Origin of the sequence: Brevibacterium sp. ZH18 (genome assembly GCF_022748595.1) — a bacterium.
GTDB lineage: Bacteria > Actinomycetota > Actinomycetes > Actinomycetales > Brevibacteriaceae > Brevibacterium.
In genome coordinates this window covers 1-25,190 of the sequence record NZ_JALDSX010000002.1, presented here as the reverse complement: position 1 = coordinate 25,190, position 25,190 = coordinate 1, and the positions used below count along the sequence as shown (strand labels likewise).

Annotated in this window: 22 protein-coding genes and 1 tRNA gene; 21 read left to right on the top strand and 2 right to left on the bottom strand. The window is 64.1% G+C overall.

The window, feature by feature from the left end; genetic code table 11:
- The first annotated feature begins 29 nt into the window (after positions 1-29).
- The 9 genes from MPN20_RS01020 (at position 30) to MPN20_RS00980 (ending at position 10,562) form a co-directional block, all read left to right on the top strand.
- Positions 30-1,754, top strand: coding sequence for a nitrite/sulfite reductase (locus MPN20_RS01020; RefSeq protein WP_242778315.1), 1,725 nt, complete (start codon positions 30-32; stop codon positions 1,752-1,754).
- A complete protein-coding gene (locus MPN20_RS01015; RefSeq protein ID WP_242778312.1) occupies positions 1,751-2,506 on the top strand; it encodes a phosphoadenylyl-sulfate reductase in 756 nt (251 codons plus the stop codon). The genes MPN20_RS01020 and MPN20_RS01015 overlap by 4 nt, the downstream gene beginning before the upstream one ends.
- Complete coding sequence (gene cysD, locus MPN20_RS01010; RefSeq protein ID WP_242778309.1) at positions 2,503-3,429, top strand: sulfate adenylyltransferase subunit CysD; 927 nt, start codon at positions 2,503-2,505, stop codon at positions 3,427-3,429. Before MPN20_RS01015 ends, cysD begins: the two co-directional genes overlap by 4 nt.
- Positions 3,429-4,787, top strand: a complete 1,359-nt coding sequence (locus MPN20_RS01005; protein WP_242778306.1) for a GTP-binding protein — start codon at positions 3,429-3,431, stop codon at positions 4,785-4,787. Before cysD ends, MPN20_RS01005 begins: the two co-directional genes overlap by 1 nt.
- The gene (gene cobA / locus MPN20_RS01000) at positions 4,784-5,584 is read left to right on the top strand and encodes a uroporphyrinogen-III C-methyltransferase (protein ID WP_242778304.1); all 801 of its coding nucleotides are present in this window, start codon (positions 4,784-4,786) and stop codon (positions 5,582-5,584) included. The genes MPN20_RS01005 and cobA overlap by 4 nt, the downstream gene beginning before the upstream one ends.
- Complete coding sequence (gene fdxA / locus MPN20_RS00995) at positions 5,581-5,904, top strand: ferredoxin (protein WP_242778303.1); 324 nt, start codon at positions 5,581-5,583, stop codon at positions 5,902-5,904. Before cobA ends, fdxA begins: the two co-directional genes overlap by 4 nt.
- Positions 5,901-7,298 carry an FAD-dependent oxidoreductase gene (locus MPN20_RS00990; RefSeq protein ID WP_242778300.1) on the top strand — a complete coding sequence of 466 codons (1,398 nt, stop codon included), beginning with the start codon at positions 5,901-5,903 and terminating at the stop codon, positions 7,296-7,298. Before fdxA ends, MPN20_RS00990 begins: the two co-directional genes overlap by 4 nt.
- A gap of 144 nt (positions 7,299-7,442) precedes the next feature.
- Positions 7,443-9,413 (top strand): KUP/HAK/KT family potassium transporter, encoded by a 1,971-nt coding sequence (locus MPN20_RS00985; RefSeq protein WP_242778297.1) that lies wholly within the window; start codon positions 7,443-7,445, stop codon positions 9,411-9,413.
- 18 nt (positions 9,414-9,431) lie between these two features.
- Positions 9,432-10,562, top strand: a complete 1,131-nt coding sequence (locus MPN20_RS00980; RefSeq protein ID WP_242778294.1) for an FAD-dependent oxidoreductase — start codon at positions 9,432-9,434, stop codon at positions 10,560-10,562.
- 64 nt (positions 10,563-10,626) lie between these two features.
- Here the strand turns inward: MPN20_RS00980 and MPN20_RS00975 are convergent, their stop codons facing one another.
- On the bottom strand, positions 10,627-11,847 hold the full coding sequence (locus MPN20_RS00975; RefSeq protein ID WP_242778291.1) for a serine hydrolase: 1,221 nt from the start codon (positions 11,845-11,847) through the stop codon (positions 10,627-10,629).
- A gap of 129 nt (positions 11,848-11,976) precedes the next feature.
- A complete protein-coding gene (locus MPN20_RS00970; protein ID WP_242778288.1) occupies positions 11,977-13,746 on the bottom strand; it encodes a biotin carboxylase in 1,770 nt (589 codons plus the stop codon).
- Between the two features lie 295 nt (positions 13,747-14,041).
- Here MPN20_RS00970 and MPN20_RS00965 point away from each other — a divergent pair, with 295 nt between their 5' ends.
- The 12 genes from MPN20_RS00965 to adhP all read left to right on the top strand — a co-directional run bounded on the left by MPN20_RS00965 (position 14,042) and on the right by adhP (position 25,151).
- The gene (locus tag MPN20_RS00965) at positions 14,042-14,491 is read left to right on the top strand and encodes a MaoC family dehydratase N-terminal domain-containing protein (protein WP_242778285.1); all 450 of its coding nucleotides are present in this window, start codon (positions 14,042-14,044) and stop codon (positions 14,489-14,491) included.
- Positions 14,488-14,931 carry a MaoC/PaaZ C-terminal domain-containing protein gene (locus MPN20_RS00960; protein ID WP_242778283.1) on the top strand — a complete coding sequence of 148 codons (444 nt, stop codon included), beginning with the start codon at positions 14,488-14,490 and terminating at the stop codon, positions 14,929-14,931. Before MPN20_RS00965 ends, MPN20_RS00960 begins: the two co-directional genes overlap by 4 nt.
- On the top strand, positions 14,928-16,001 hold the full coding sequence (locus tag MPN20_RS00955) for a UDP-N-acetylmuramate dehydrogenase (protein WP_242778280.1): 1,074 nt from the start codon (positions 14,928-14,930) through the stop codon (positions 15,999-16,001). Before MPN20_RS00960 ends, MPN20_RS00955 begins: the two co-directional genes overlap by 4 nt.
- 62 nt (positions 16,002-16,063) lie before the next feature.
- The gene (locus tag MPN20_RS00950; RefSeq protein ID WP_242778277.1) at positions 16,064-17,755 is read left to right on the top strand and encodes a metallophosphoesterase; all 1,692 of its coding nucleotides are present in this window, start codon (positions 16,064-16,066) and stop codon (positions 17,753-17,755) included.
- Between the two features lie 182 nt (positions 17,756-17,937).
- Positions 17,938-18,010, top strand: a tRNA-Trp gene (locus tag MPN20_RS00945).
- 97 nt (positions 18,011-18,107) lie between these two features.
- A complete protein-coding gene (secE, locus tag MPN20_RS00940) occupies positions 18,108-18,386 on the top strand; it encodes a preprotein translocase subunit SecE (protein WP_242778274.1) in 279 nt (92 codons plus the stop codon).
- A 102-nt stretch (positions 18,387-18,488) separates the two neighbouring features.
- Positions 18,489-19,412, top strand: coding sequence for a transcription termination/antitermination protein NusG (gene nusG / locus MPN20_RS00935; protein ID WP_242778271.1), 924 nt, complete (start codon positions 18,489-18,491; stop codon positions 19,410-19,412).
- Positions 19,413-19,634: 222 nt separating this feature from the next.
- A complete protein-coding gene (rplK, locus tag MPN20_RS00930; RefSeq protein ID WP_242778268.1) occupies positions 19,635-20,072 on the top strand; it encodes a 50S ribosomal protein L11 in 438 nt (145 codons plus the stop codon).
- Between the two features lie 64 nt (positions 20,073-20,136).
- A complete protein-coding gene (gene rplA / locus MPN20_RS00925) occupies positions 20,137-20,832 on the top strand; it encodes a 50S ribosomal protein L1 (RefSeq protein ID WP_242778265.1) in 696 nt (231 codons plus the stop codon).
- 285 nt (positions 20,833-21,117) lie between these two features.
- Positions 21,118-22,389: a helix-turn-helix domain-containing protein gene (locus MPN20_RS00920; protein WP_242778262.1), complete on the top strand. Its 1,272-nt coding sequence runs from the start codon at positions 21,118-21,120 to the stop codon at positions 22,387-22,389.
- Positions 22,390-22,528: 139 nt separating this feature from the next.
- Entirely contained in the window at positions 22,529-24,052 is a 1,524-nt protein-coding gene (locus MPN20_RS00915) for an aldehyde dehydrogenase family protein (RefSeq protein WP_242778259.1), read from the top strand.
- A 79-nt stretch (positions 24,053-24,131) separates the two neighbouring features.
- Positions 24,132-25,151: an alcohol dehydrogenase AdhP gene (gene adhP / locus MPN20_RS00910; RefSeq protein WP_242778257.1), complete on the top strand. Its 1,020-nt coding sequence runs from the start codon at positions 24,132-24,134 to the stop codon at positions 25,149-25,151.
- Positions 25,152-25,190: the final 39 nt, after the last annotated feature.

Genomic DNA, 25,190 nt, shown 5'->3' with positions numbered 1-25,190 from the left:
AAGGTTCACCACACCGTTTGGAGGCGACCATGTCCACAAATGTGGAAGAGATCAAGAAAGACCCCGGTGCTGGGGCCGCAAAGAGACCTCCTCGTTCGAAGAAGTCGAACGGACAGTGGAAAGTCGACGGTCAGGAACCGTTGAACAAAAACGAGATCGACAAGGCCGAAGACAACGGACTCAACGTCCGCACCCGGATCGAAGAGGTCTATTCGAAGGGCGGCTTCGGATCAATCGATCCCACCGATCTGCACGGGCGCTTCCGGTGGTGGGGCCTCTACACCCAGCGCAAACCCGGCATCGACGGAGGACGCACTGCCACCCTTGAGCCTCATGAACTCGAGGATGAGTACTTCATGCTTCGCGTGCGCATCGACGGCGGAAAGCTCACCACCGAGCAGCTGCGCACGATCGCGGATATCTCGAATGACTTCGGTCGGGGCAGCGCCGACCTCACCGACCGTCAGAATATTCAGCTCCACTGGATCGAGATCGAGAACGTCCCCGAGATTTGGCAGCGGCTTGAAGCCGTCGGTCTGCAGACGACCGAAGCCTGCGGAGACGTCCCCCGCGTCATCCTCGGCTCGCCTGTCGCCGGCATCGCCGCCGACGAGCTCATCGATCCGACCCCCGCCATCGAGGAGATCTCCCGCCGCTACATCGGCGACCCGAGCCTGTCGAACCTGCCGCGCAAGTACAAGACCGCGATCACCGGCCACCCCAGCCAGGATGTCGTCCACGAGATCAACGACTGCTCGTTCGTCGCCGTCGAGCACCCGGAGAAAGGCATCGGCTACGACCTCTGGGTCGGCGGTGCGCTCTCCACGGTCCCGCGCTTCGCCGAGAGGCTGGGCACCTGGGTCGCCCCCGACCAGGTCGTTGAGACCTGGCTGGGCGTGACCGAGATCTTCCGCGACTACGGCTACCGCCGCCTGCGCAACAAGGCGCGTATGAAGTTCCTCCTCGCTGACTGGGGACCGGAGAAGTTCCGCGACATCCTCGAGACCGAATACCTCGGTTACAAGCTCGCCGACGGTCCTGCCCCGGAGAAGCCCATGACTGCGGGCGACCACGTGGGCGTGCACAAGCAGGCCGACGGCAAGTACTACATCGGCGTCAGCCTCATCGCCGGTCGTGCATCGGGCACCCTGCTGGGTCAGATCGCCGACCTGGCGGAGAAGTTCGGCTCGACGCGTCTGCGCACGACCCCGCATCAGAAGATACTGTTCCTCGACATCGAAGAGTCGGACGTCGATGAGGTCGTCGCCGGCCTCGACGCTTTGGGCCTCTCGAGCCGCAAGGACCTCTTCCGCCGGTCGACGATGGCCTGCACGGGAATCGAGTTCTGCAAGCTCGCGATCGTCGAGACCAAGCAGACCGCCGCGGACGCCATGGCGACGCTCGAAGAACGCCTCGCGGGCATCGATCTGCCCCACCCGATCAGCCTGCACCTCAACGGCTGCCCGAACTCCTGCGCCCGGATCCAGACCGCGGACATCGGACTCAAGGGCCAGTTGGTGACAACCGACGACGGCGTGCAGACACCGGGATTCCAGGTCCACGTCGGCGGCGGACTGGCATCGAAGGACCGCGACGAAGCCGGCCTCGGCCGCACAGTCCGCGGACTCAAGGTCACCGTCGAAGGCTTGAGCGACTACGTCGAGAAATTCGTCCGTCGGTTCCTCGACGGACGCGGCGACACCGAGACGTTCTCCGAATGGGCACACCGCGTCGACGAGGAGGAGCTGGTATGAGCACGACGCAGCCACAGGACACGACCACCACGTCACGCAGCATCGACGAGCTGAAGTCCCTCGCCGAGGCGGGGGCCAGGGAGCTCTCGGGCGATCCCGACAACGGCGTGGCCGAAGCCAGCCCGGCCGACGTCATCCGCTGGGTCTCGCGCAACTTCGACACCTCCGCCTGCGCGGTGGCCTGCTCGATGGCCGATGCGGCCCTGCCGCATTATGTCGCCCAGTACCTGCCCGGCGTCGACGTGCTCTTCCTCGACACCGGCTACCACTTCGCGGAGACCTATTCGACCCGCGACGAGGTGGCCAGCAAGGTCGACGTCACCATCGTCGACGTCCTCCCGGAGCAGACCGTGGAGCAGCAGGACGCAGAATTCGGTGCCGAGCTCTTCAACCGCGATCCCGGCCTCTGCTGTGCCCGGCGCAAGGTGGCACCTCTGAAGAAGTCGTTGGCCGGTTACGAACTCTGGTTCACCGGAGTCCGTCGGGACGAAGCGCCGACCCGCGCGAATACACCGCTGGTGACCTTCGATGAGAAGAACGGGCTGGTCAAGGTCAACCCCTTGGCCGCCTGGTCCTTCGACGATCTTCTCGACTACGCCGGCGCTTTCGACGTGCCGGTCAATCCACTGCTGTCGCAGGGCTACCCATCCATCGGATGCCAGCCCTGCACCAACCCCGTGGCCGAAGGGGAGGACCCTCGTGCCGGCCGGTGGGCTGGAACCTCGAAAACAGAATGCGGGCTGCACGTATGAGCATCGATCACACACCCCTGTCCACCCAGGAACCACTATCCACCCTCGACGTTCTCGAGTCAGAGGCGATCCACATTATCCGCGAGGTTGCCGCCGAATTCGAGAAGCCCGTGCTGCTCTTCTCCGGCGGTAAGGACTCCGTCACGGTCCTTCACCTCGCAGCGAAGGCCTTCTGGCCCGCGAAGATCCCGTTCGGTCTTCTCCACGTCGACACCGGCCACAACTTCCCGGAGATCCTGAAGTTCCGCGATGAGACCGCCGCCCGCTACGGCATCGACCTGAGCGTGGCGAAGGTCCAGGACTACATCGACGACGGCCGCCTGCGCGAACGCGCCGACGGGACCCGCAACACCCTGCAGACTCAGCCGCTCATCGACGCGATCGCCGAGGGCGGGTACGACGCCGTGTTCGGCGGCGCCCGCCGCGACGAGGACAAGGCCCGCGCCAAGGAGCGCATCTTCTCCCTGCGCGACGAATTCGGCCAGTGGGATCCGAGCAACCAGCGCCCCGAACTGTGGAACCTCTACAACGGCCGCCACTTAAGCGGCGAACACGTGCGCGTGTTCCCGATCTCGAACTTCACCGAACTCGACGTGTGGAGCTACATCGCTCGGGAGAACATCGCCCTGCCCCACCTCTACTACGCCCACGAGCGCGAGGTCTTCCAGCGCGACGGCATGTGGTGGTCAACGGGTGAGTTCTCGGCCCCACGTCCCGATGAGTCCGTGATCCGCAAGTCGGTGCGCTACCGCACTGTCGGCGACATGAGCTGCACGGGCGCCGTGGAATCCGAGGCCGACGACATCTCCTCGGTCCTCGCCGAGGTGGCTGTGACCACTGTGACAGAACGCGGAGCAACCCGCGCCGACGACCGGATCTCGGCTGCGGCGATGGAAGACCGCAAGAAGGACGGATACTTCTGATGACCACGACTCCAGACACCACCGCCGCTACGCAGACGAAGACCCTGCTGCGCTTCGCCACGGCCGGCTCCGTCGATGACGGCAAATCGACGCTCGTGGGCCGCCTGCTCCACGATGCGAAGGCGATCCTCGCCGACCAGCTTGAGGCGGTGACACGCACCAGCCAAGAGCGTGGCTTCGTCGGCGGCGAATTCGACTTCGCCCTCCTCACCGACGGCCTCCGTGCCGAACGAGAGCAGGGCATCACGATCGACGTCGCCTACCGCTACTTCGCCACCGACAAACGATCGTTCATCCTCGCCGACTGCCCCGGACACGTCCAGTACACCCGCAACATGGTCACCGGTGCGACGACCGCCGATGCCGTCGTCGTCCTCATCGACGCGCGGACCGGTGCGACCGAGCAGACTCGCCGCCATCTCACTGTCGTCCATCGCCTGGGCATCCGTCACGTCATCGTCGCGATCAACAAGATCGACCTCCTCGACTACGACCAGGCGGAGTATGTGAAGGTGGAGTCCGAGATCGAAGCGCTGACTGCGGAGATCGGGCTCGACGCGGCCCACCTGATCCCGGTCTCGGCGCTGGCCGGTGACAACGTGGCCGAGGCTTCGGCGAACACACCCTGGTATGAGGGGCCTGCTCTGCTCGACCTGCTCGAGAACCTGCCCAGCAAGGAAGAGGACACGGCCGACCTCGATCCGTTCCGCCTCGACGTGCAATCCGTGCTGCGCCCGCAGGGCGGCTTGGCTCCGGGACTCGACCCCGATGAGTTCCGGGACTACCGGGCGGTGACCGGGCAGGTCACGTCAGGACGGATCCGCCTCGGCGATGAGGTCGACGTTCACCCGGCCGGCCTGCGGACCACGGTCGTCGGCATCGACACGGCCGATGGCCCGCTGGAGTCCGCGGGCGCACCGCTGTCCGTAGCGCTGCGGCTGGCCGACGACATCGACACCGCACGCGGCAGCGTCCTCGCCGCTGCCGGCACCCTGCCCGAACCTCGCAAGGCTCTGCGCGCCGAGGTCTTCCCCTTCACCTCTCAGGGACTGCGCTCCGGTGACCGGGTGCTCGTGAAGGCCGGGACCACGACGGTCAAGGGGATCGTGACGATCGAATCGAAGCACAACCTGCTGACCTCAGGATCCGAACCCGCCGAGGTGTTGGCCGGAAACGACATCGGCATCGCCGAGGTGAAGGTGGCCACCGCACTGCCGCTCGCGGATTTCCGCGAGCAGGGACGTGCGGGTGGGTTCCTCATCATTGATCCGCAGACCGGAGCCACCGTGGCCGCCGGAATCCACACTCCGGTGGACGGCCAGGCAGAGGACAGCCAGGCAGAGGGCGGCCGGTCATGAGTCTCTTCACACCTCAGGAACCGGGCAGCGTGCTGCTCGTCGGTGCCGGACCCGGGGACCTGGGCCTGCTGACCGTCAAGGGTCTGCGCGCATTGGAGACGGCCGACGTCATCGTCGCAGACCGCCTCGGCGCGCGTTCGGTCATCGACCAACTGGAGACCGAACGCGGGGAGTCACTCGCAGCTGAGATCATCGATGTCGGCAAGACTCCCGGCCATCATCCGGTTCCGCAGCAGCGGATCAACGAGATCCTCGTCGAACAGGCTCGCGCAGGCCGGCGGGTGGTTCGACTCAAGGGTGGGGACCCGTTCGTCTTCGGCCGTGGCGGTGAAGAGGTCGCCCACTGCCATGAGGCCGGAGTCCACGTACAGGTCGTGCCCGGTGTCACGAGTGCGAACTCGGTTCCTGCCGTCGCCGGTATCCCACTGACCCACAGGGGACTGGCCACCGCCTACACGGTCATCACCGGCCACGATCAGCTGACCGAACTGGGTGGGGGACGTGACCACACGGTCGTCGTGCTCATGGGCATCGGGACGTTGGCGCATTCGGCGATGATCCTGGCTCGCGGGAGACGCGGGGGAGACTGCCCCGTTGCGATCATCGAGGACGGTTTCGGTGAGAACCAGCGGGTGACGATCGGGACGCTGAACACGATCGCTTCCCAGGCCGCCCGTCGAGCTGTGCGCTCGCCCGCCATCGTCGTTGCCGGCGATGTCGTGACATTGAGCCCCTACGCTGCCGGCGCATTCGCACAAGCAGAGGCCTCCGAGCCGGAACTGACGAGGAACCCATGACCTACATCATCGCCCAGCCCTGCGTCGATCTGAAGGACCGGGCCTGCATCGACGAATGCCCCGTCGACTGCATCTACGAGGGTGCGCGCTCCCTCTACATCCACCCCGACGAGTGTGTTGACTGCGGGGCCTGTGAACCCGTGTGCCCCGTCGAAGCGATCTTCTACGAGGACGACGTCCCCGATGAGTGGGAAGCCTACTACGCGGCGAACGTCGAATTCTTCGACACCATCGGCTCGCCAGGCGGAGCGGCGGCGCACGGCGTCGTCGACTCCGACCACCCGTTCATCGCGGCTCTGCCGCCCCAAGGAGAATCATGACGACCAACCCCTTCCGTGTGGCCATCGTGGGTGCCGGACCCGCAGGCATCTACGCTGCCGACCTGCTGACCAAGGCCGATCGTGACTTCGAGGTCAGCATCGACCTCTTCGACCGGCTGCCGACCCCGTTCGGCCTGGTCCGTTACGGCGTGGCTCCCGACCATCCACGTATCAAAGGCATCATCAATGCCCTCATCAAGGTCCTCGACCGTGGTGATATCCGGCTGTTCTCCAACGTCGAATACGGTGCCGACATCACTCTGGGTGAGCTGACCGACCGCTATGATGCGGTGATCTTCTCCACCGGCTGCTTCGTCGACGCCTCGCTCGATCTCCCGGGTGTGGATCTGCCCGGTTCCTATGGTGCCGCGGACTTCGTCAACTGGTACGACTCGCATCCCGACGTCGAGCAGACCTGGCCATTGGATGCGCAGCAGGTCGCCGTCATCGGCAATGGCAATGTCGCTCTCGACGTTGCCCGGGTGCTGGCGAAGCAGGCCGATGATATGCACACGACCGAGATCCCCGACCATGTCTACGAGGGGCTGAAAGGCTCACAGGTCACCGATGTTCATGTGTTCGGACGTCGCGGTCCGGCTCAGGCGAAGTTCACTCCCTTGGAGCTGCGCGAACTCGGGCATGTCAAGGACGTCGATGTCATCGTCTACCCCGAGGACTTCGAATTCGATGAAGGATCGCTGGCCGCGATCGAGTCGAGCAATCAGACCAAACAGGTCGCCAAGACACTCACGGACTTCACGATGCGGGAACCGGTCGGAGCCAAACGTCGTCTGCACCTGCACTTCCTCCACGCACCGGTGGCCATCCTCGGCGAGGATGCGGTGACCGGTCTGCGCACGGAGCGTCAGGAACTCGACGGCAGTGGGGGAGTCGCAGGCACGGGCACATTCGTCGACTGGGACGTCACCGCGATCTACCGGGCCGTCGGCTATGCGGGCACCGCACTTCCGCAGCTGCCCTTCGACGAGGTCAAACGTGTCATCCCGAACCATGAGGGTCGCGTGGTCGACGCCGATGATCAGGCCGCTGCCGCTGAGTCCGAGGTCATTCAGGGCGTCTACGCCACCGGCTGGATCAAGCGCGGGCCGGTGGGACTCATCGGTCACACGAAGGGCGATGCGCTCGAGACGATCGGGCACATCCTGAAGGACCGGGCTGCAGGCGTGCTCACCGAGCCGCTGTTTCCCGACGAGGACTCGATCGTCGAACTCCTCGAGTCCAAGGGCATCGACTACGTCGACTGGGAGGGCTACCACCGGCTGGAGGCCGCCGAGAAGGCATTAGGCGAGGCCGAAGGCCGTGAGCGTGTGAAACTCGCGACCCGTGAGGCCATGCTGGCCGAGGCCCGCGAGCACGCATTCAGCCCACGCTGAAAGGAAACATGTGGTGAGGATCTCCGGCGCTGAGGTCCATCCTCGCTGAGCGCCTGAGCCCGATGTGTGCGCGAAAGCGGGTCAGCATCGAAAAAGCAGGTCAGCAGGGGCGCCGGGCGGGTCAGGGAGGACTACTCTGTGGCTATGACCTCGCCCGGCGTTTCACTGCGCAAGAACCATCGCGGCACCTACCGTCCCGAAGGGCCGCACGGATTCCCTCTGCTCGTCTCTGCTCTCGGAATCGTGTTCGGCGACATCGGCACCAGCCCGCTCTATTCCTTCTCCGCGGTCCTCGCCGCGATCGGACACCCGTCCCGTCTGGTCATCTTCGGGACCACCTCGATGATCATCTGGTCGATCATCCTCATCGTCACCGTCCTGTACGTGGGCATTCTCCTGCGTCGCGACAATGACGGGGAGGGCGGTCTGCTCTCCCTCTATGCACTCTTCCTCCGCTCAGGCCCGAGCCGACGAGCTACGGCGATCGCGGCTCTCGTCGCCATCGTCGGTGCCGCCCTGTTCTTCGGAGACAGCATCATCACCCCGGCCATCTCCGTGCTCTCCGCCGTCGAAGGCCTGACTTCGATCTCTCCGGGACTGTCGGTCGTCATCGTGCCCGTCGCCGTCACCATCCTCGTCGTGCTCTTCCTCACGCAGCGATTCGGCACCGCCGTCATCGGGCGTTTCTTCGGCCCCGTCATGCTCCTCTGGTTCGCCATGATCGCCGTCCTCGGACTTGTTTCTGTCCTTGCTGATCCCAGCGTGCTCGTCGCCCTGTCTCCGCATTGGATCGTACTTCTCGTCGCCGCCCACCCGTGGACGGCCTTCGTCGCACTGACCGGAGTGGTGCTGGCGATCACCGGCGCCGAGGCGCTGTTCGCCGACATGGGTCATTTCGGTCGGCTGCCCATCTCCCGGGCCTGGTTCGCCATCGTTCTGCCATCCCTTGTCCTCAACTACCTGGGACAGGCCGGTCTGGTCCTGCGCACGCCCGGGAAAATCGGCCACCCGTTCTTCGGCCTCGTCCCCGGTTGGGCGATGATCCCCGCCGTGGTCTTGGCCACCTTGGCCACTGTCATCGCCTCCCAAGCTGTCATCGCCGCGGCGTTCTCCGCGGTCCAGCAGGCCGGTCGTCTGCAGCTGCTTCCGCCGTTCGCCGTTGTGCGAGTCTCCCAGCACTCGCCCGGTCAGATCTACGTGCCGCTTGTGAACCTCCTGCTCGCAATTGCCGTCATCGCCGTCACCATCGCCTTCGGCAGCTCGGTGTCTCTGGCCGCCGCCTACGGCATCGCGGTGACGGTCTCGATCATGGCGACGACCACCGTGCTCACGTTCTTCCTGCTCCACCAGCGCAGGCTGTTCTCACCCGCTGGCGTGTTCGCTCTGGTCGCATTGGCCGTCGTTGCCCTGTTCGTGATCTCCAACCTGACGAAGTTCGTCTCCGGCGGCTGGCTGCCGATCGCCATCGGTCTTGTCATCTCGATGATCATGTACTCCTGGCGCAGCGGGCAGCAGAGACTGCTCGAAGCACGCCGGGCCGACCACATCGACCTCGACGCCTTCGTCAGCAGCTTGGCCGGACCCGATGCGCCCACCCGGCTGCCCGGCACCGCAGTGTACCTGTGCCACTCGGTGAAGCTCGTTCCTGCGGCCATGCAGACCATGATCAGACATCAGTCGGTCCTCCACGAGAGGGTCCTCATCGTCAAGATCATGACCGGCCACAAACCGTTCTCCACCGAGGCGCGAGTGACGGAACTGGGATACGGAGTCTCGACGATCGAGCTCGAGGTCGGATTCAGCCTCCCGCCCAAGGTGCCCGCACTCCTCAACAGGGTCGCGCAGGCCCGGACGGATTTCAAGAAGCAGGTTGAGTCTGAGTCTGTGACGCAGGCTGGGACTGAGAAGCAGCCCCAGCCGACGGATGCGCAGAGCGTGGCCGATGCGGTGTATTTCGTCTCAGAGGTCGCGCCCTATCCTGGCGAGAACTCTCCGATGCACCGTTGGCAGCGCGTCATCTTCATCAACCTCATGAGGCTGCGCCCTGATCTGCTCAACCAGTACCACCTGCCGCGCGATCACAGTATCGTGCTCAACCGGGAAGTCCCGATCTGAGATGGAAGGACATCGTCCATGACCCAACACCACGCGCGCGTCGCCGTCATCGGCAGCGGAATCGCCGGAGCCTCCGTCGCCTTCGGCTTGGCCTCACGTGATGTCAGCGTCATGATCTTCGACGATGCCATGGCCGGCCAGGCCACCGCTGCGAGCGCGGGAATCATCGCCCCGTGGGTCTCAACGAGTGACGGTGACTACTACGAGACCTATGCGGCCGGCGGAAATTTCTACCCGCAGCTCCTTGAGCAGCTGCGTGACCTCGGGATTCCCGAGCTCGGCTATCGGCAGTCCGGTGCGCTGGTAGTCAACCGAGACCCGGACACCCTCGCCGAGGCGGCTGGGCGCATCCGTGAACGCGTCTCAGCCGCAGGGCCAGTCGCAGGCGAGGTCCACGACCTCGACTCGGCGAACCTGGCCGAGATCTTCCCACCGATCGCTCCGGACATGACGGGACTCTTCATCACCGGCGGCGGTCGCGTCGACGGACGCACTCTGCGTGACGCCATCCTCACCGGAGCCAGAGCCCACGGTGCTCGGTTCGTCGCCGACGCGGCACGAACCATCACAGCTGGGTCCGGCACCAACGGCACTGGTCCATGGTCGGTGGGGACCACCTCGGCGATGGAGGACTTCGATGCCGTCGTCGTTGCGGGTGGGGCCCGCAGTCAGGAGATCCTGGACCGGCTCGGGCACACGGTTTCGATCACACCGCAGCGAGGCCAGCTGATCCATCTGAGCCTGCGCGGAGTCAACACCTCGCCGTGGCCGACCGTCCATCCGCTCGACCATCACTACATCACGCCGTTCGACGGCGGACGGGTCGTCATCGGCGCCACGCGTGAGGACGGTGTCGGCTTCGACGTCCGCACCACGGCAGCCGGGCAGAAGCAGGTCCTCGACGATGCCCTGAGGATCGCTCCAGGACTCGCCGAGGCGACGATCTTCGAGACCCGAGTCGGCGTCAGGCCGATGTCGACCCGTGCCGGGGGACTCCCGTATGCGGGGGCCGTGCCCGGGACGACCGGTCTGTGGCTCGCCTCGGGATTCGGTGCGGGCGGGCTGACGATGGGCCCGCTCATCGGCGATGGGCTGGCCAGGGCGATCCTCGGCCAGCCAGCACCGGAGATCGCACACCTGGGCCTGTGACCGACCCGCATGAGCTTTCAGCTGGTTCTGGGTATCAGTCCCGGCTCACCGTGAGGTGACGTCGCTATTCGACACCAGGGATATTGACGGCGCTGGCCAGGGCGTCGAAGGCGCGGATCGTCGGGAACAGCTTGCTCGCGTCCTGTGGCAGGCCCCAGCTGGAGAGTTTGACGCCCACGAAATTGGCGCCCGGGTTGATGTAGATCATCTGTCCGTGGATGCCGAGGGCGAGGAACGCATGCGAATCCGGGAAGGGGAACCAGAACTGGTTGCGGTACATTCCGCCGGGCATCCGATTGTCGTCGGGGCCGTCGGCGAAGGCCTGCCGAGTGTCGACGTCGCCGGTGAGCGTATCTCCGATCCAGGAGGTCGGTGCCACCTGCTCTCCCGTCAGGGAGACTCCGCGGTTCGAGTGGAGGTAGCCGAAGCGGGCCAAATCGCGCAGGGTGGTGTTGATCCCACCGTCGAACATGCCCACACCGTACTGATCGGTGGCGATGAGCGCATCGCGTTCGGCCCCGATGCGCGACCACAGTACGCGTGACATGAGGGTCTGCATGCTCTCGCCGGCGATCTTCTCGCACACCCAGCCGAGCACATCGGTCTCGCACGAGCGGTATTGGTAGACGCCGCCGTGCTCGGACTTTGCCTCGAGCGTGGTCAGGAACTCGTACATACCGGTGGCCTGGCCTGCGGGCTTCGACTCAGACCAGCCGATGGCCTCCTCGATCTGCCGGACCTCGGATGTGGGATCGAGGTAGTTCTCGGAGAACCTGATCCCCGAGCGCATGTCGAGGATGTGGCGCACCGTGGCTCCGGCATAACCCGAGGATGCGAGTTCGGGAACGTAGTCGGTGATCAGTCGGTTGGGGTCGAGATCCCCAGCACCGGCGAGCACACCGGCCACCGTTCCGACCAGAGATTTGCTCACCGACATCAGCAGATGCTCGGTCTCCGGCGCCATTCCGTTGAAGTACTCTTCGGTCAGCACCTTCCCGTTGTGCAGAACCATCCAGGCATCGGTGCTGCTGGCTTCGATGACGCTGCGCACACTGCGAGCCTCGGAGAATTCCGTCTTCGGGATCTCGACTTCGCCGAGGTCCTGCAGGGCGAGTGGCAGTTCCGCCACGGGCCCGGCCCCGCGTGAGATCGGCGTCGTGGGCAGAACCTGATCGACGTGCTGGAACGACCAGCGGACATTGCCGGGATCCTGCCAATTGTCCTTGTCAACGGTCTCCGTGACCGGGTCGACGGGCATGGCCTGGTTCGGCGACGTCTCAGTCACTCTCCACCTCGTGATCTCTCATAGTCTCTGTTGTGCAGCGAGTCTCTAGCTCTGCAGCAAGTCTCTGTTGTGCAGCGTTGGTCTCGTGGGACCGCGTGCGGTCCGTGACGAGATTACCATCGCGATTTCTCAGTCGCCTTTGGCTCCGGGACCGCCCAACGCGGGGGAGGGGTCCTCGGCCGCGACTGGGACGCCGGCGTACATTGCGCGGATCGAATCGATGAAGTGCTTGGCCCTGATGCTCAGGGCGCTGGCGCCTCCGGACTTCGTCTGCAGCGGGTTCTTGGTCACGAGAACGCCAAGGTCGGCGCCCTTCCACCGATATTCGCCGGCGCCGTAGATGCGCAAGAAGAACACTTCGCTGCCGTTCTGCAGCGGGTGCCAGTCGAGGGCAGCGCGCTTGTAGGTCAGCGTTCCGTACTGATCGAGGTAGTACTGACCCGTCAGCGGCGAGTGGGTGATGTATTCGGTGATGTCAGCGGTCTCCTTGATGACCATCTGGCTCCACTCGTCCGCACCCGAGAGTTCCTCCCACCGCTCGTTGATCTCATCGACGTCGAGATCGAATTCGACGTCGAGGTACTCGAGCAGATGGAACAGGAACAGCGGCACGTCCGCATAGGCGCCGGCTGTGACATTCGTGATCGCCGAGGCGCCGGAGATCCGCGGATTGAGTTCGCCGAGCCAGACATCATCGGTGTCGAGATCGACGAGCACATCGACCTCGAAGAAGCCGCGGTAGCCTCGCTTGCGCAGGCCCTCACCCATTCGACGCACCAGTTCCCTGGCCCGGGTGCGCTGATCGGCCGTGAGCACATCCGGGGTCATCTCATTGCCGCACCAGCCGCCCTTGTACGGGGTGAGTTCGGCGAAGCCTGCCAGCTCGGTGAGGAACGGGCCGACGACGACACCGCTGCTGGTGATGACCGCCTCCACGGCCACAGGCGTGTTGTTGATGCGTTTCATGATCTTCAGCTGTTCGCCGATGATGTCGTGCTTGTGGGTGTTCCAGTCGGCTTCTGCGGCGATGAAGAACGTCGTCTTGCCCGAATCACCGTAGGGGGTCTGAACGACGAGGTCCGTTCCCAGGCCCTCCTTCTCCGCCTCCTTCATCAGCTGCGTGAACGTGTCAGCGGTCGTGAGCACATTGGGCACGGAGAACGCGCCGGCCTCATTGCCGAGCTTCGTCGTCTCGATCTTCGAGTCGAGCTGGTTGCGCAGCGTGGCCGAGGGCAGGATGAGGTCGTAGCCGAGTTCGCGGCAGATTCGTTCAGTCTCCTCGTCGAAGAAGACCATGGCGACCTTGGGGCGTTCGCCGTGGGGGACGTTGCGCGTCATGTGTGCGCGCACCTCGGCGTTGAGCAGCAGCCAGTTGTTGATCGCCTCGCCGCTCTCGAACTCGACGAACGGCTTGTAGCGCGGGGAGAAGACGCGTGGGTGTGCGCCGTCCCAACCGTCGTAGTACGTGATGTAGGAGAAGTTGCGCACCCACCGGTCGAGACCGAGCAGGTTGAACGGTGTTGCCCCGATGAAGTAGATGGGAGTGATGTTCGTGCGGAAGAAGTGCCGCACCTCGGAGACGTTGCGCAGCGGACGACGGATCTGGACCCGTTCTGCCTCCACCCCGGCATAGGCGGCATCGGTGCCGACATGGACATCGGTCTCGGCCGGATCGATCGCTGCGGCGGGATCTGCTGCCGGTGCCACCTGTGCCACCTGTGCCACCTGTGCGCTGCCGGCGACCGGCGCTGTCGCATCGGCAATGGGCGCCGAGGGTGCTGCGGCTTCGGCAGAGCGCGCGGGGCGACCGGCGTGGGGGACCGCGACTGCATCTTTGACCACGCGCTTTCCGGAACCGGCAGGTTTCGCTGTGGTTTTGTCCGACGGATCGTTCGTCATCGCACTACTCCTTGTGAAGACATCTTGCGTCTCAACTTCTCTGTGGACCGCATTCACATCAGCTGTTCTCCATCGCCGACCCGGGTGAGGTCGACACGTCGAACAGCACATGTGATGTGGACAACTTATACCAGTTTTAGGGACTGAGGACGATGGTGCACCAATTGGGTGAACCGGAGGCGAATTTTCGGTCACTCTCCCATGGCTCTCAATTCCCCTCGCAACGGGGCGGGCCGCTAGGCTGGGGTCACGAAGTTGTGCGACCACTATGACGTCTGTGCGAAAGAGAGCGACTATGCCGGTCAATTCCGAGAAGCAGGGGGCCAGCTACTCCCTGCCCCGCCCCTATGAGGTGTCCCGGGAGGCGATTGCGGAATTCGCGCTCGCCACCGGCGCGAAGTCCGACTATCACTTCGACACCGAGGCGGCCACTGCGCTCGGGTACAAAGACGTCGTCGCGCCAACGACATTCCCCGTGATCATCGCGCAGAAGTCCGAGGCAGCCTACATCTCCGATCCCGAATCCGGCATCGACTTCTCGAAGGTCGTCCACGGCTCGGAGCAGTTCACCATCACCCGCCCCATCGTTGCAGGTGACAGCCTCGACGCCACGACTCATGTCGACGGTGTGCGGGCCGCAGGCAACAACGCCATGATCACCACCCGGACGGAGATCACCGACCCCGCGGAGCAGCCCGTCGTCACGGTGACCTCCACCATCGTCGTGAGAGGAGACGGAGAATGAGCCTGACCGACTTCTCCCAGCTCAACATCGGAGACACCGTCGTCGAGACCGAGATCGAGCTCTCGCGGGCTTCGCTCGTCGACTACGCGGGCGCCTCAGGCGACCACAACCCGATCCACTGGTCCGAACGATTCGCCACCGAGGTGGGCCTCGACGGAGTCATTGCCCACGGCATGCTCTCGATGGCCGTGGTCGTCGCTCCCATCGTCGAATGGCTCGGCGACCCGGGTGCCATCGTCGACTACCGCACCCGGTTCTCCGCGCCCGTGCTCGTCCCCGATGCTGAGTCCGGCACCCCGGCGACACCCACCGCCGTGCTTTCGCTGACCGCCACGATCGGCGCCATCGATGGAGCCGTGGGCACCGCCCGCATCGACGTCACGGTCAAGTCCGGCGAGAAGGATGTGCTCAGCCGCACCCAGATCCGAGTCACCCGGTGAACCTGGCGGACTTCACGACGTTCCGCCTCGGCGGTCCGGCGCAAGATCTCACGGTCGCGAAGAGCCGGGACGAACTCCTTGCATTCTGCCGTGAGCACCCGCTGGGTCTGTCCACACGAGACGAACCCGACGTCCTCTTCATCGGCGGCGGATCGAATCTGCTCGTCGCGGACGCCGGATTCGACGGGCACGTGTGCGTGGTCGCAACGACGGGCACGACCCTGACCGAGCTCTCGGACACAGAAACCCGAGTCACCGCCGAGGCGGGGGAGAACTGGGACGAATTCGTCGCCCAGACGCTCGAAAAGGGCCTGTCGGGCCTCGAGGCGCTCTCCGGCATCCCCGGTTCCGTGGGCGCGACGCCGATCCAGAACGTGGGCGCCTACGGCACCGAAGTGGGCGAACTCATCACCTCGGTCGAGGTCTTCGACCGGATCGCAGGCCAGGTCCGTGAACTCAGCGCGGTCGAACTCGAATTCGGCTACCGCACCTCGGCGCTCAAACGGGCGCAGCAGAGGTCGGGCACGGCGCAGTTCCTCGTGCTGTCGGTGACCTTCGAACTCCAGCGAAGTCGGGCCTCCCTGCCCGTGCGCTACGCTCAGCTTGCCTCGGCCTTGGACGTGGAGATCGGGGACACCGTGTCGGCTGACCTGGTCCGTTCGACCGTCATCGATCTGCGCGCCTCGAAGGGCATGGTTCTCGATTCGAACGACCACGACTCGTGGTCGGCGGGATCGTTCTTCACCAACCCCATCGTCGACAGCCCGGAGGAACTGCCCGCCGAGGCTCCCCGCTACCCGGTCACGGACCCCCTCAGCGGGGCCACGATCGCGGGACTGACGAAGACCTCAGCCGCCTGGCTGATCGAACATGCGGGATTCACCAAGGGCTTCCACATCGGTGAGGGACGCGCGAGCCTGTCGACCAAGCACACCCTGGCCCTGACCAACCGCGGACAGGCCGCAACGGACGATGTGCTCGAGCTCGCTCGTGCCGTCGTCGCCGGAGTCGAAGAGAAGTTCGGCATCGTCCTCGAGCCCGAACCGACGTTCATCGCCTGCTCGCTCTGATCCGCAGTGATCTGTATGACCGGGTGATGCCTCTGAGCTGAGGAGTTCCCTAGAATGGGGCCGTGTCGCCCCGTCGAAGAACCTCAGCTCTGCTCGTCCTCCTGGCCGTCGTTGCGGTCGTGTCTCTGCCGTGGGCGATCTTCTCCGCACGAGCCGACCTCAGCTTCGGGCCCCACGAGGCGCAATACAGCGTGACAGCCGATTCTCGTCTGACGATCGACTTCGGGCCGCTGGGGACGCTGCTGGTCCCGGCTGCCGACTACCTGCCGCTGGGACTGGGTCTGCGCGTCGACATCGGTCAGATCCCGGTCTCCGGCGTCGCCGAGGATGAGACCCGGACCGATGCTTCAAACGCTCGGGATCACGGCAACGAGACCGGCAGCCGAGCTGGTGCCGACGGCGGGTCTGCGGGCGTCGGCGGGGGAGCCGTCGACGCGCTCGGCGGAGACATCGCCTCATACGCTTCGCTCTTCTCCGCCCCGCAGGCGCAGGTCGATGAGATCGTCGACGGGCTCAGCAGGGAGATCCTCACCCGGTGGACCCTGGCCGTCGCCGTCATCAGCGGCGTGATCGTGGCCGCCGCCTTCGTCCTCGGCCCCATCCGGTTGGCCGGGATCCGAGGCGCCTTCGCCGGCAAAGAGCTGATCGGAATCGGCCTCATCGCAATCCTCGTCCTCGCCAGCGTCGGCACCGCCGTCCTCAACCGTCCGAAGCCACTGACGCCGGATCCGGCCTTCGACGGGACCGCACTGGCCGGTTCGCAGGTCACGGGGCGCCTCGGTGGGGTCATCGACACCGCGTTCACCGCGGTCAAGGACTTCTCCGACGACAACGATGCCTTCTACGACGACGTGCTTGCGAATCTGCGGACTCAGTGGACTACGCGTCCGCTGACGGGCAATTGGTCGTCAGCGCACGGCATGGTGCCCCCGGCTGGAAGCAGCACCGGAGACGGTCAGCCTCTGAGAGCCGACGTCTCAACGTTCGTGTTCGGCTCGGACATCCACTGCAACATCGGGATGGCACGCGTCGTCGGGGCCGTAGCCGGGATGAGCGGTGCCGACGCCTACATCGACGGGGGAGACGTGACCATGACCGGCACCTCGGCGGAGAACTACTGCCTCGACGTCCTCTCCGACGAGCTGCCCAAGGACATGCCGCGGATGATCGTCAAGGGAAACCATGACTCGACCGAGACCACGAACCATGCGAGAGGGCAGGGCTGGAAAGTCCTCGAGGACTCGACGGCTGAGATGGCTGGGGTGACGTTCTTCGGGGGACCGGACCCGCGACGCACGGTGTTCGGTTCAGGCCCCCAGCTCGAGACGGATCTCACAGCCGACCAATATGCGAAGAAGCTGAGCACCGAGGCCTGTGAGACCGACTTCGACATCATGCTCATCCATGACCCCAGGATCGGTGCGCCCGCACTGCGATCCGGATGCGCCACCTACGCCCTGAGCGGACATTGGCACCGAAGGGTCGGGCCTGAGGTCTTGGGCAGCGGGGTTCGATATGTGAGTTCGACGACCGGCGGAGCCCTCGCGAATGCGCTCACACCGGGGCCGTTGAAGATGGACGCCGAGCTGACCATCATGCGGGTCGACAATCGCACGAAGAAGCCCATCGACGTTCAGATCGTCAAGGTCAGCCCGAACAAAAAGGTGACGATCGAGCCGTGGTTCGCCTTCCCAGCACCGGTTCCGCTTGTCGCGGCGCCACCGGAATCGACGCCGACTGACGGCAACGACTGAACGGCGGCCCGAGCGTGCTCGAACCACAGGTGGGACCCGCCCGACCAGCCGTGAAGCCGTGAGGGAAACAGCTCTCCGACCTGCTTTGACCCTCGGTTCGACTAATTGCGGGCAGAGACGGTATGCTCGTTTCTCGTGGTTCAACACGACCCGGACAATGCGAATCGGGAGTGTCGAATCGAAGGGGTGTGGCGCAATTGGTAGCGCAACGGTCTCCAAAACCGTAGGTTGCAGGTTCGAGTCCTGTCACCCCTGCGCAGTTGATATCTGCTGAAGTCATTTCGGCGATGCGCCGTCCTCGACTGGCTTGAACAATTGTGAAGTCCCAATGGAACCGACCGAGTGAGGATGTGTGAGCGACACGCCGGCAAAAAAGACTGGAGACGCGCCCAAGGGTGCGACCAGTCGTAAGCAGCTCGGGTTCTTCGGCCGAATCATGCAGTTCTTCCGCGAAGTCGTTGCTGAGCTGAAGAAGGTCGTCACCCCGACGCGCAAGCAGTTGGTCAACTACACCATGGTTGTGCTGGGATTCATCCTCTTCATGATGCTTCTGGTGACGGTCCTCGACCTCGTGTTCGGCAAGCTCGTCGGGTTCGTCTTCGGCGGAGCGCCGCTGTGGCCGTTGTGGTGACTCGGCCCCAAGCCTGATCTCCTGATCACTTGGATATCAAACACGTTGCAGACCCTTCACTCCCATATGGGAATCACTACACGCGAAGCGAGGAATTGATCGGTGTCGGATACCAGTTCACCTGAGCAGGAAACCCCTGAGACACAGAGCGCCACTCCAGAGGAGTCGAGCGCTGCACCAGTGGTGCCCGAAGCGGAGACTGAAACCTCCGAGGTGAGCACCGAGGCTGCCGGCAGCGAGGATGTCGTCGACGCTGACACCAGCGCCGAGGCAGCCCCCGAAGCCGAAGCGGACGCCGCTGAAGCTGACTCGGCTGACGAAGCCGATTCGGCTGAGAGCACCGACTCGGCTGACGAAGAATCGTCCGATGAGGACTCGGCTGACGAGGCCGAAGCCGCCGACGCAGTCGACCCGGCCGAGGAATTCAAAGCCGAACTGCGCATGCAGGAGGGTGACTGGTACGTCATCCACTCATACGCAGGCTACGAGAACCGCGTCAAGCAGAACCTCGAGAACCGTGCGATCAGCCTCAACCTCGAAGAGTTCATCTTCGAGTCGCAGGTGCCGATGGAAGACGTCGTCGAGATCAAGAACGGCCAGCGCAAGCAGGTTCGTCGTGTGCGCATCCCGGGCTACGTGCTCGTGCGCATGGAACTGACCGACGAGTCCTGGGGCGCGGTGCGCCACACTCCAGGCGTGACGGGCTTCGTGGGCAACGCCTACGATCCGACGCCGCTGTCCATCGACGAGGTCTTCACGATGCTCGCCCCGATCTTCGAAGAGCGCCAGGCCGAGGCCGCTGCCGCCGAAGGCATCCAGGCCGAGCAGGCTGCGAAGTCCGCCCCGATTACCGAGGTGGAATACGAAGTCGGCGAGTCCGTGCTCGTCAAGGAAGGCTCCTTCGAGGGCCACCCCGCAACCATCCAGGAGATCCGTCCGGAATCGCAGAAGCTCACCGTGCTGCTGTCGATCTTCGAACGCGATGTCCCCGTCGAGCTCTCCTTCGACCAGGTGTCGAAGCTCTGAGAACACTCGCGTGATGCGAAAGGGCTCGGCGACTGCCGGGCCCTTTCGACATTCATTCCTGGGCGCACTCTCGTCCAGGTGATCCGCCTCACCGGCATTTGCTCCCGGGTCCGCCCGCATGGAATACTGGTGTGGTTTGATCGCGGCTCTTATCGGAGGCCGCCATCGAACGATGTGCCGTATTCGTCTGGCGCATCGAAACTTCAAGATTAAGGACCGAATATGCCTCCCAAGAAAAAGGTAGCCGGCCTCGTCAAGCTCCAGATTTCGGCAGGTGCCGCCAACCCGGCGCCTCCGATCGGTCCGGCGCTTGCCCAGCACGGCGTCAACATCATGGAATTCTGCAAGGCCTACAACGCCGCCACAGAATCCCAGCGCGGAAACATCGTTCCCGTCGAGATCACTGTGTACGAAGACCGTTCGTTCACCTTCGTCCTCAAGACCCCGCCGGCCGCAGAACTCATCAAGAAGGCTGCAGGCGTGAAGTCGGGTTCGGCAACTCCGCACACCGTCAAGGTTGCTCACCTGAGCGCGGATCAGGTTCGCGAAATCGCGACCACCAAGATGCCTGACCTCAACGCCACCAACCTGGAAATGGCCGACCGCATCGTCGCCGGCACCGCCCGCTCCATGGGCATCACCACCGACGTCGAGGTCTGAGACCAGACAATCAACTGTGGCAGGGCTTACGCGGCCCAGACCACGACTGCAAGGAGAAAAGCAGATGGCAAAGCGTTCAAAGGCCTATGAGGCCGCGGCAGAGAAGATTGCTGCCGATGTGAAGTACGAACCGGCCCAGGCAATCGCCCTGGCCAAAGAGACCACAGTGGCGAAGTACGACGCCACCGTCGAGGTCGCTCTCCGCCTGGGTGTCGACCCACGCAAGGCGGACCAGATGGTGCGCGGCACCGTCAACCTTCCGCATGGTACCGGTAAGACCGCTCGGGTCCTGGTGTTCGCTGCCGGCGACCGTGCAGAAGCTGCCCGTGAAGCAGGTGCTGACTTCGTCGGCTCCGATGACCTGCTGGAGAAGGTGGCCAATGGCTTCACCGACTTCGACTCCGCCGTCGCGACCCCTGACATGATGGGCAAGGTCGGTCGTCTGGGTAAGGTGCTGGGTCCCCGCGGCCTGATGCCGAACCCGAAGACCGGCACCGTCACCATGGACGTCGCCAAGGCTGTCACCGACATCAAGGGCGGCAAGATCGAGTTCCGCGTCGACAAGCACTCGAACCTGCACTTCATCATCGGAAAGGTCTCCTTCTCCGAGGAAGCGCTGCAGGAGAACTTCGACGCTGCGATCGAAGAGGTCCTCCGTCTTAAGCCGAGCTCGTCGAAGGGCCGCTACATCTCGAAGGCAACCGTCACCACCTCGAACGGTCCTGCCGTTCCGATCGACGGTTCGAGCATGCGCGTCTGATCCTTGAATGAGGATCTGATCCTCTTCGAGCATTGAGCTGCTATGGGCGGGAAGTGAGCACATCACTTCCCGCCCATTTCTGCATTCACCGATGATGCCCGGGTGGGAACCGCGAAAGATGACGGTGCGTGCCGGACGGAGCCCTTCGTGTTTCCTGTCAAGAGTGTTCACATCCTCCCGGCATCATGAGCCGCGGTCTTGCCGGAAGGGGCCATCGCCGATAGATTGTGACCACTGACGACAACTCCCTGAGACGAACCGCCGATGGAGGTGGACTGCGCGCCCATGAATTCGACGCCGCTGCTTCGTGATGACTATCAGGCCATTGTGCGTCAGGCCCACGACAATCTGGCAGCCCTGACATCGGCACCGACTCCCGCTCTCGGGGTCCGCACAAACGTCATCGAGTCCTGGAACCGGTCTCTCGACCGATTGCGTGATCCTGCTGGTGTGCGCATCCAGGTTGCCTATGAAGCGGACCAGCTCGCCGAGGTGAGGCGCCGTCATCCGTTCCACTCGATCATGGGCCTGCTGCGTTCCCATCTCATCGAACCGGCCAAGGAGGCCGGACTGCTCGTCGCGCTCGGTGATGAGCAGGGCCGGCTCCTGTGGGTCGAGGGGGAGCGTGCCGTCCGCAGCCGAGCTGAGACCATGGGCTTCCTGCCCGGAACGGATTGGTCCGAAGACGTGATGGGCACGTCGGCCCCTGGACTTGCGCTCCGGACCGGCAGTGCCGTGCAGATCAGTCAGGCCGAGCATTTTTCTGCCGATGTCCATTCGTGGAGCTGCAGTGCGGTACCCGTGACACATCCTCTAACCGGAAAGGTGCTGGGCATCATCGATGTCACCGGCGGGGATGATGCGGTGTCCTCGATCGTTCTGCCGCTGCTGAACTCGACAGCGCAGGCAGCCGGTGCGGGACTCTCCAAGCTCTATATGCCGGATTCTGCGGGGATGACTTCTGCCGCAGGGCGCACAGACACCTATCTCAGCGTCACTGGGCCGACACCCGAACTCACCGCTCCGGACGGCAAGCGTCTCGCGCTGTCGAAACGGCACGCGGAGATCCTGCTGCTGCTCCATCGGAATCCGAGTGGCATCACCGGTTCGGGCCTCGTCGATCAGCTCTGGCCGCTCGGCGGCAGCGAAGTTACGGTCCGGGCTGAGATCACACGGCTGCGCAGAACGATCGAGCACCTCGGCGACATCCACATCGATGCCCGCCCCTACCGGTTGCAAGGACATTTCGGCAGTGATGTCGAACGGGTGCATCAGGCACTGGGACGAGGTGACGTTGAGACTGCCCTCGGCCTCTATCGCGGTAGGGTGCTCGCGGATACGGACGCCCCCGGGGTCCGTGAAGTCAGCTCGGAGCTCGAAGCACTCATGCGCGAGTCTCTGCTGCAGAACGGGACCTGGCAGCAGCTGTGGCGCTATGCGGCTCTGCCCGATAGTCGCGATGACGTCGAGGTGCTCATGGCGGTGCTGCGTCTGGCCCCACCCGAGGCGCCCGAACGCAATGCTGCCGTGGTTCGCCTCGAAGCCCTCGGCCGCTGACCGGAGTCGACCTCGGTCCTTGTCCGGCAGCCGCAGCCCCGGCAGATGTGATGCAACCCACATGCAACGTTGGCCTCTGTAGCGTGTGAACCAGTCGGAGAATCCATCCGGTGAAAGCATGCGCATCAAAGGAGTTGCAATGACTGTTTACGCTCAGCCAGGTCAAGACGGATCACTGGTGACCTTCAAGTCTCGCTACGAGAACTTCATCGGCGGCCAGTGGGTTGCGCCCAAGGGCGGCAACTATTTCGAGAATCCCTCACCGATCACCGGAAAGACCTTCTGCGAGGTTCCGGCAAGCACCGCAGACGATATCGAGGTCGCCCTCGACGCAGCCCATGCGGCGGCGCCCGCATGGGGCAAGACCTCGGTCACGGAACGATCGAACATCCTCCTCAAAATCGCCGACCGCATCGAAGAGAACCTTGAGATGATCGCGGTCGCCGAAACCTGGGACAACGGCAAAGCCGTCCGCGAAACCCTCAACGCCGACATTCCCCTTGCCATTGATCACTTCCGTTACTTCGCAGGAGCGATCAGAGCGCAGGAAGGCGGGCTGTCCCAGATCGATGACGACACGGTGGCCTACCACTTCCATGAGCCCCTCGGCGTCGTCGGACAGATCATCCCGTGGAACTTCCCCATTCTCATGGGCGTCTGGAAGATCGCCCCAGCGCTGGCAGCAGGCAATGCGATCGTGCTCAAACCCGCCGAGCAGACTCCGGCCTCGATCCTCGTCCTCGCGGAACTCATCTCCGACCTGCTGCCCGACGGTGTGCTCAACATCGTCAACGGCTTCGGCCTCGAAGCAGGCAAGCCGTTGGCCTCGAACAAGCGCATCCGCAAGATCGCATTCACCGGTGAGACGACGACCGGTCGACTCATCATGCAGTACGCGTCGCAGAACATCATCCCGGTGACACTCGAACTCGGCGGTAAGTCGCCGAACATCTTCTTCGACGACGTCAACGCGAAAGACGACGCGTACTGGGATAAGGCCCAGGAGGGCTTCACGATGTTCGCGCTCAACCAGGGTGAGGTCTGCACCTGTCCCTCGCGTGCACTCGTCCAGGAGTCGATCGCCGATCCGTTCCTCGAGGCCGTCGTGGCCAGGACGAAGAAGATCGTGCAGGGCAATCCGCTCGACACCGACACGATGATGGGTGCCCAGGCCTCGAACGACCAGTTCGAGAAGATCATGTCATACCTCGACATCGGCAGGCAGGAGGGCGCCGAGGTGCTCACCGGCGGAGCCAAAGCCGAACTCGAAGGTGACCTCGCCGGCGGCTACTACGTGCAGCCGACGATCTTCAAGGGCAACAACAAGATGCGGATCTTCCAGGAGGAGATCTTCGGACCCGTCGTCTCCGTCGCCACCTTCAGCGATTACGACGATGCGATCACCACGGCCAACGACACTCTCTACGGGCTCGGTGCCGGTGTCTGGTCACGCAACGGCAACACCGCCTACCGCGCAGGTCGCGACATCCAGGCGGGCCGCGTGTGGGTCAACAACTACCACGCCTATCCGGCACACGCCGCCTTCGGCGGTTACAAGGCCTCGGGCATCGGGCGTGAGAACCACCTGATGATGCTCGATCACTACCAGCAGACCAAGAACCTGCTGGTCAGCTACTCGGAGAACAAGCAAGGGTTCTTCTGAGTCGACTCGGTCGCAGAAGCCCGACACCGATACAGCAGCACGTGAAACGCAATTCGCCATCATCACAAAGGAGTCAATGATGTCAGCAATGAAAGCAGCAGTGGTCGAGGAATTCGGCAAGGACCTCGTCGTCGGAGACAACGACATTCCCGAGCCAGGTCCAGGGCAGGCGCTGGTCAAACTCGTCGCCTCAGGCGTGTGCCACACCGACCTGCACGCAGCCCACGGAGACTGGCCGGTCAAGCCCAAGGTTCCGCTCATTCCCGGACACGAGGGTGTGGGGACCGTGGAGAAGCTCGGGCCGGGAAACACCGACTTCGAGATCGGCCAGCTGGTCGGAAACGCCTGGCTGTGGAGCGCGTGTGGAGTCTGCGAGCACTGCCGTCAGGGCTGGGAGACGCTGTGTGAAGAGCAGGTCAACGGCGGCTACGGAGTCGACGGTTCGTTCGGCGAGTACATGCTCATCGATACGAAATTCGCCGCTACCATCCCAGAGGGGTCCGATCCCTATGAGATCGCTCCGGTGCTGTGTGCCGGAGTCACGGTCTACAAAGGCCTCAAGCGCACCGAGGTGAAGCCCGGTCAATGGGTCGTCATCTCCGGCATCGGCGGACTCGGGCACATCGCCGTGCAGTATGCAGTGGCGATGGGAATGCGCGTGATCGCCGTCGACGTTGCCGACGACAAGCTCGCTCTGGCGAAGAAGCACGGTGCCGAGATCACCGTCAATGCGTTCGCAGAGGATCCGTCTGAGATCATTCAGAAGAAGGTCGGCGGCTCGCACGGCGTGCTCGTGACTGCTGTGCACCCGAAGGCCTTCGGCCAGGCGATCTCGATGACCCGCCGAGGCGGCACCATCGTCTTCAACGGCTTGCCCCCGGGCGATTTTCCGGCTCCGATCTTCGACATCGTCCTCAAAGGACTGACGATCCGCGGATCGATCGTCGGCACCCGCCAGGATCTGGTCGAGGCGCTCGAGTTCTATGCGGCAGGTAAGATCCACCCGACGTTCAGCAAGCGCCCGCTCGAGGACATCAACGCGATCTTCGACGAGATGGAGCATGCGAAGATCGACGGTCGTGTAGTCATCGAATACTGATCTTCTCGACGATCCAGCAACCCGAAGGGCGCTGAGCAA